6 protein-coding genes and 1 pseudogene are annotated in these 4,220 nt (G+C 64.8%); 1 reads left to right on the forward strand and 6 read right to left on the reverse strand.

The window, feature by feature from the left end:
• Window positions 1-15: 15 nt before the first annotated feature.
• From AAFP05_RS05365 to AAFP05_RS05380, 4 genes are read right to left on the reverse strand one after another with little or no spacing between them, the layout of a single operon-like run.
• The gene (locus AAFP05_RS05365) at window positions 16-1,056 is read right to left on the reverse strand and encodes a hypothetical protein (RefSeq protein WP_341728824.1); all 1,041 of its coding nucleotides are present in this window, start codon (window positions 1,054-1,056) and stop codon (window positions 16-18) included.
• Window positions 1,049-1,198 carry a hypothetical protein gene (locus AAFP05_RS05370; protein WP_341728825.1) on the reverse strand — a complete coding sequence of 50 codons (150 nt, stop codon included), beginning with the start codon at window positions 1,196-1,198 and terminating at the stop codon, window positions 1,049-1,051. Before AAFP05_RS05370 ends, AAFP05_RS05365 begins: the two co-directional genes overlap by 8 nt.
• Before the next feature lie 9 nt (window positions 1,199-1,207).
• Window positions 1,208-1,744 carry a hypothetical protein gene (locus tag AAFP05_RS05375; protein ID WP_341728826.1) on the reverse strand — a complete coding sequence of 179 codons (537 nt, stop codon included), beginning with the start codon at window positions 1,742-1,744 and terminating at the stop codon, window positions 1,208-1,210.
• Window positions 1,741-2,601, reverse strand: coding sequence for an LssY C-terminal domain-containing protein (locus AAFP05_RS05380; RefSeq protein ID WP_341728827.1), 861 nt, complete (start codon window positions 2,599-2,601; stop codon window positions 1,741-1,743). Before AAFP05_RS05380 ends, AAFP05_RS05375 begins: the two co-directional genes overlap by 4 nt.
• 111 nt (window positions 2,602-2,712) lie before the next feature.
• Here AAFP05_RS05380 and AAFP05_RS05385 point away from each other — a divergent pair, with 111 nt between their 5' ends.
• Window positions 2,713-3,090 carry a hypothetical protein gene (locus tag AAFP05_RS05385; protein ID WP_341728828.1) on the forward strand — a complete coding sequence of 126 codons (378 nt, stop codon included), beginning with the start codon at window positions 2,713-2,715 and terminating at the stop codon, window positions 3,088-3,090.
• A gap of 55 nt (window positions 3,091-3,145) precedes the next feature.
• Here AAFP05_RS05385 and AAFP05_RS05390 read toward each other — a convergent pair whose 3' ends face one another.
• Window positions 3,146-3,988 carry a PAC2 family protein gene (locus AAFP05_RS05390; RefSeq protein ID WP_341728829.1) on the reverse strand — a complete coding sequence of 281 codons (843 nt, stop codon included), beginning with the start codon at window positions 3,986-3,988 and terminating at the stop codon, window positions 3,146-3,148.
• A 66-nt stretch (window positions 3,989-4,054) separates the two neighbouring features.
• Window positions 4,055-4,220, reverse strand: a pseudogene (locus AAFP05_RS05395) (transposase); the annotation flags it as partial.

Consider the following 4,220-nt stretch of genomic DNA (forward strand, 5'->3'; position numbering starts at 1 on the left):
CGGAACCACCCGATTTCACACGCCCACGACAGCCGACTGTGCGGAAGCGAGTCGTTGAACCAAGTCGCTGGTCAGGCGTGTCGGCAAAGCGGCGAGAAGTACCCAGACCGCTATCGGCTGTTCGAGATAGACATTGACCGCTCCGATGACGCCGTAAACGGCGCGTCCGTTGTAATAGCCGGTGGCATAGACAAGCCAGACGATCAGCGACGCCGACAACACGACCAGCCAGAACCGCCACCCAGCGATGATCGGGACGGCCGTCTCGAGCCGAGTGATCTCGCGGCGTCCGGCGATCTGGAGGAAGCCCATCCACACCACGTAGTGCATGGTCTGCAGGTAGGTGAAGACCACCAGGAAACGTAGCGCCAGCTCGGGGCTGGAGTGCGGCGCAGCAGTGCTGGCCAGCACGAACTGCGGATCGGCGAGCCGGCTGACGAACTGCGGCGAGATGGCATTGATGAATCGATCGGCTGCTCCGGCCAGGATGAGCGCCGGCACTGCAAGGGCCCAGACGAGATTGACCGCAGTGAAGGCAAGCCCCGAACCCGCGCGGTAGCGGCGGGCCCAGTCCCACAAGAAGATCAGCGGGACGAGATTGTGCGCGTGGGTGAGCAGATGCCAATACCAGGGCAGCTGGACGAGGGACGCGAGCGCCCAGAAGGCGATGACCGCCAGCGCGAGATAGCGCAACCGACCCCGCAGACCCAGCCAGGCGGCGCCGCCGATGATGATCACGCTGCCGACCAGCTCCAACCGGTGCCCCAGCCCCGCATCGAGCACGGAGAGCGCCCTGATCAGCGCCATCGCGGCCACCACCACGATCAGTACCTGCACGGTGGTGTTGGTGAGCGCGCCGGTTACTCGTCCGGTCAGATAGCGCAGTGCCAAGACGACGTGCGCGGTGCCGAGCACCATGATGCCGATGACGTTGAGCGCGAACGGCTGCGCGATCACCAGCGCCATCATCAGGCAGGCGGTGAGCAGCAGCGCGGACGCCGGAGCTGCTATCGATGCGGCTGTCAGCGCGTGCCGTCCAGGCGGGCCTTCAGGCACGCGAGCGCTTGCGGAAATACACTATCAGCGCCGCGGCGACGGCGACCACGATCACCAAGGCGATGATCAGGATGGGCAGAATGCTGTCGGAATCCACCGGGGGACCGGGAGGAATATCGAGTGGAATATCGAGTGGAAACATGGGTTCAGGCTAACGGCTCGGGGCTCCCGGGCGCCCATATTCGCGGTTCCTGGCCCGGCGATGGCCTCGCGTCCAGATCCTCACATCGCGGTCTGACAACGCCAGCAGTATCAGGATGTCGAGCGACACCGTGAGCAGCGTGGTGTGGATGGTGATCTGGCCGCCCACGGTGAAGTGACTGATAGCCGCGGTCGTGATGCTGATCGACGTCAGCGTCATCACGAGCAGCCTGGCCAGATTGCCACCACGCCACGTCAGCCACGCCACGATGAGCGCGGCCAGGATCCACCCGATCTGGGCTCCGATGAGGAGCTTGAACGCCACCTCGGCGTCGGAAGCATCGAGATCGAGCCGGCCTCTAAGCTCGGGCCATTGTCTGGACAGTGTCCTGATGACAGAGATCCCGCCGGCCGCCCGCAGAGCCACCAATCCGGTGCCGAGCGTGAGGCTCGCCGGACGTTTGCTGCTGCCGGGCTCAGATGCGGGTACCTCGAAGAGAACCGATGCGGGTTCGATCGCACTGCGTTTGGCAGGCTCGTTGGTCACAGTGAACCCCCGATTTCATTGAGCCGGCGCAGATTGATGATCGGCAGGTCACCATCTGTTTGGATGCTGTCACCGCCGCCGTTACGGGAGTGGTATCCGGTCGAGAAGTCCTTCAATACCTCCACGGCGGCACGTGGGCTGGCATTCACGATGGTGGCGATGACGTGGTCCCGCTCGACGTCGATATCGGCGTCGATCTTGTGCGTGACCTGCAAGGTGAACAAGGAGAATCCGACGGCTCGATCGAAGGTGCCCGCAGCAAGCCAGTCGACTCGGGTACCGCCCGGCAGCAGCCAGTCGTCGGGAGTACGCCAGAAGCGCACATGGTGACGCTTCGCAGGATTACCCGCCACTTCTTGTTGATAGGCCATGTCCTGCGTCCGTCCGAAGAGAAAGAGCGGACTCACCGGAGCACGGTCGTAGCTGCGCCGGGCGATCGTGGAACTGATGATCTTCCAGGCCGACCGCAAAGTGATCGGGTCGGCAGGAGTCCATCCGGCATCCTGCATCGCCTGGCGAACCTGCTCGGTGCTGCCGAGCAAGGCGAGGTTGACCGGATCGCCGAGCAGGCCATCGCTCGTCCGGGTTCGGCCGATGAAATAGTCGGGCACGTAGATGGCCGTGAAGATGCGGTGCAGACGGGGCAGCGCAAAATAGGCGAGCATCACCCAAAAGACCAGGAAGAATACGATTCCCAGCCAGCCGAGCCGGAAGCTCTCGGTGAGCAACAGCCACGTCAGCCAGATCGCTGCGAGCCCGGCATAGACGAAGAAGAACTCATCCAGAATCGCGGTTATCGATAGCCGTCGACGCCTTGGGGGCGTCGGCGTCCGGACGACTGCATGATCGCTGCCCATGGATTCAGGTTATGGCCTGGTAACCGATGAGCGCACCGAGTGGCGGTTTCTGCCCGTCGCCGATTCGCCGGCAGCCGGGATCGGGCGGACGGATCTTTGTATGCTCGCTGGATGCAGCAGTGGTTAGGTGCGTATCTGATCACCTGCGCCATCGAGATCCCCATTGTGATCGCGATGACCGGGGGCCTGGGATGGCGGTCGAGGGGGCCCCGGCCACGACTCGAAGTAGCTGCGCTGGCTTGGGCACTGCAGCTCACCCATCCGGTGCTTTGGCTCGTCAACCCCGCATTTCCGGTAGCCACCGTCATGGCCGAGCTGGCGGTCGTGGCGATCGAGGGAATAGCCATCTGCCGATGGGCGGTCGCCCGGACGATGGCGTCTTGCGGAGGCGTGACGCTTCGATGGTCGTTGCTGATCGCGTTCTGTGCGAATGCGGCCTCGGTGCTGGCCGGTCTGCTGATTGCGGTGGTCGCGGCAGCGATGGCCTGAACTCGCCTGAGATCGCGACCCCACCTGATTCCGGCGGTCGATCGGCGTCGAGTGATCAGCCGATCGACGGCCCGCCGCTCCCGCGCCGGCGCAGATAGCGTTCGAACTCGCGGGCGATTGAGTCACCGGTCACCTGGGGCAGCCCGCTCTCATCCTGCTGGGCTTCGAGCGACTCGATGTAGTCGCTGATCTCGGAGTCCTCGGCGGCCAGTTCGTCGACACCACGCTGCCAGGCGCGGGCGAGTTCGGGGAGTTCGTCCAGCCGTAGCGCCACGTCGAGCAGATCTTCGAGCCGGGTCAGCAGCGCCAAGGTCGCCTTGGGGTTCGGTGGAGCCGCGACGTAGTGCGGCACGGACGCCCACAGCGACACCTCGCGCAGTCCTGCCTGCCGGCAGAAGTCGCCCAGCACGCTGGTGATTCCGGCCGGCCCCTCGTAGCCCGATGGCTCCAACCCGAGCGACCTGGCCAGGCCGGTGTCCGAGGTATTGCCGGTGACAGGCAGCGGACGAGAATGCGGAGTGTCGGTCAGCATGGCGCCCAGCGTGATCACCATCTCAGGCTCAAGGCTGCCGAATGCCGAGAGCATCGTCTCGCAGAATCGCTGCCAGTGCAGATTCGGCTCCGGACCCGAGACCAGCAGCAGATCGCGTTCGGGCAGGTGAGCAACGCGCACCGACGCCGAGGGCCAGACGAGCTCGCGGCCCGAGTCGGTCTCGACCACTCGCGGGCGCACGATCTGATAGTCGTAGTAGTCGTCCGAGTCGAGCTGAAAGAGGAGTTCGGTCGGGTATGTCTCGGCCAGGTGTTCGATGACCGCCGTCGCCGCGTCCGCAGCGTCGTTCCAGCCCTCGAAGGCCACCACGACCACGGGCCGGGTGTACTGTCCGCGTGCTGTCATACCTCCACCCTAGGGCGTGTCTCCTATATGCGTCACCGCGAGCATCACCCCGGCCCGGTAGGCCACGGCGAGCTTGTCGTACCGGGTCGCGAGCCCACGCCACTGCTTCATGAGGTTGAATGCGCGCTCGACCACGTTGCGGCCCTTGTACTTCTCCCGGTCGAACTTGGGAGATCTGCCACCGCGGCTGCCTTTGCGTTTCCGGGAGGCGACCTGGGTGCGCTTCTCGGGG

It is taken from the genome of Brooklawnia sp. (genome assembly GCF_032229645.1).
Classification (GTDB): Bacteria; Actinomycetota; Actinomycetes; order Propionibacteriales; family Propionibacteriaceae; genus Brooklawnia.